Source organism: Actinosynnema sp. NPDC023658, assembly GCF_040639995.1.
Classification (GTDB): domain Bacteria; phylum Actinomycetota; class Actinomycetes; order Mycobacteriales; family Pseudonocardiaceae; genus Actinosynnema.
Genome location: NZ_JBFAAX010000910.1, coordinates 1 through 2,188 on the forward strand (window position 1 = coordinate 1; position 2,188 = coordinate 2,188).

At 74.5% G+C, this 2,188-nt stretch carries 3 protein-coding genes; all 3 read left to right on the forward strand.

Annotated features, from left to right (window positions below):
* Positions 1–145 precede the first annotated feature (145 nt).
* Positions 146–814 (forward strand): response regulator transcription factor, encoded by a 669-nt coding sequence (locus tag AB0G02_RS36285; protein WP_360803834.1) that lies wholly within the window; start codon positions 146–148, stop codon positions 812–814.
* Between the two features lie 100 nt (positions 815–914).
* On the forward strand, positions 915–1,343 hold the full coding sequence (locus AB0G02_RS36290; protein WP_360803837.1) for a hypothetical protein: 429 nt from the start codon (positions 915–917) through the stop codon (positions 1,341–1,343).
* On the forward strand, positions 1,337–2,188 hold an 852-nt coding region (locus tag AB0G02_RS36295; protein WP_360803840.1), incomplete at its 3' end, for a DJ-1/PfpI family protein. The genes AB0G02_RS36290 and AB0G02_RS36295, both read left to right, overlap by 7 nt.

Below are 2,188 nucleotides of genomic sequence, written 5' to 3' on the forward strand. Positions count from 1 at the left end.
GCGACGACGGCCGGGGCCTGCGCGCCGAGGCCGACGGCGGGTTCGGCCTGGTGGGGATCGAGGAACGGGTGACCGGGCTGGGCGGGCGGGTGTCGGTCGACTCGGCCGCCGGTCGTGGCCTGACGCTGACCGTGGAGGTGCCCGCGTGACCGCGCCGGACTCGCCCGTCCGCGTCCTGATCGTGGACGACCAGGCCCTGTTCCGGGAGGCGCTGGCGACGTTGCTGGAGGTCCAGCCCGGCATCGAGGTGGTCGGTGAGGCCGGTGACGGTGAGCAGGCCGTGCGGCGGTGCGCCGAGCTGCGGCCCGACGTCGTGCTGATGGACCTGCGGATGCCGGTGCTGGACGGCATCGCGGCCACCGCCCGGCTCCGGGTGGAGGAACCGGGCGTGCGGGTGCTGGCGCTGACCACGTTCGACGACGACGCGGACGTGTTCGCGGCGTTGCGCGCCGGCGCGGTGGGCTACCTGCTCAAGGACGTCTCCTCGGCGCGGCTGGTCGAGGCGCTGGTCGCGGCCAAGCGCGGCGAGTCGGTGCTGCAGCCGTCGGTGGCGGCGAAGGTCGTGGCCAGGGTGGCCCGGTTGCCCCAGGAGGACGACGTCGCGCCGCGGCAGCCGCTGCCCGTGCCGCTGTCGGACCGCGAGCTCGACGTCGTCCGGCTGCTCGCGGACGGCCGCAGCAACCGCGAGATCGCCGCGAGCCTGTACCTGGCCGAGGGCACGGTGAAGAACCTCGTCACCGGCGTGCTGTCGAAGCTCCAGGTGCGCGACCGGACGCAGGCGGCGCTGCGGGCCAGGGAGCTTGGTCTCTGCTGAGGTCACATGACCTCCCGCATGACCTTCGGCACCTGACCCGCGGCCCCCGGCCACGCAGGATTTCCGTTGCAGGGCAGGACGACGCGACGGAGGAGCCGCCATGAGCACCGAGCAGACGACCACCACGACCGACCGGGAGCGGCCGGGACCGACGAACCGGGCGCGACGGGTGCTGCGCTTCACCCGGCACGCGCTGGAGATGGCCGTCGCGATGGTGGCGGGCATGGTGGTGCTGGAGCCGGTCTGGTCGTTCGCGTGGCCGGGTCTGGCCGACGTCGTGACCGCGCACGTGCTGGTGATGGCGACGAACATGTCGCTGGGGATGGCGCTGTGGATGCGGGTGCGCGGGCACGGCTGGGCGGGGATGGCCGAGATGTCGGCGGCCATGTACGTGCCGTTCGCGGTGCTGCTGCCGTTCTACTGGGCGGGGGCGCTGTCCGGGATGGCGTTGATGACGGCCGGCCACGTGCTGATGCTGCCGGCGATGGTCTTCGCGATGCTGCGCCGCGGCCACGAGTACGGGTGCTGAGCGCCGTGCGCGACATCACCCGGATCACCGGGACCGCGGTGGTCTTCGTGCTCGCGGCCCTGGCGCTGCCCGCCGCGTTCGGCGTGCCGACCGTCCGTGCCGCGTTCCACGAGCTGAACGCCCCGCGTGCCGACGACGCCGCTCCCCCGCCCGCGCGGGTGGCGCACGACCCGGCCAAGCCCACCGCCGTGGTCGTGGTGGGTGACCGCGGTGCGGTCGTGTCCGACACCCTCGCCCCTTACGAGGTGCTGGCGACGACGGGCGCGTTCAACCTGTACGCGGTCGCGCCGGAGGTCCGCCCGCTACCGCTGACCGGTGGCCTCGACCTGGTGCCGGACCTGGACTTCGCCGGGTTGGCCGGCCTGCTCCGCGGCGGGGCCCCGGACGTCGTGGTCGTGCCCGCCATGTCCGACGTGGGCGAGAACACGTCGAAGCCGGTCACGGACTGGCTTGAACTGCAGGCGGCGGCCGGGTCGCTGCTGCTCGGCATCTGCAACGGAGCCGGGGTGCTCGCGTCGGCCGGGCTGCTCGACGGCCACCGCGCCACCGCGCACTGGCTGCGCGTCGACACGTTCGAGGACCGTTACCCGGCCGTGGACTGGGTGCGCGGGACGCGGTACGTGGACGACGGCGACGTCATCACCACGGCGGCCATCCTGTCCGGTGTCGACGGCGCGCTGCGCGTGGTGGAACGGCGGGTCGGGCCGGACGCCGCGGTCCGGGCGGCGGAGGCGGTCGGGTGGCGCCACCACCACCGGGGCAGCGCGGCGGCGCTGCGCGGGGCGACCCTGCGGCCGGGCGACGCCGGCGTGGGGTTCAACTCCGCAATCGGGTGGGTCCGCGAC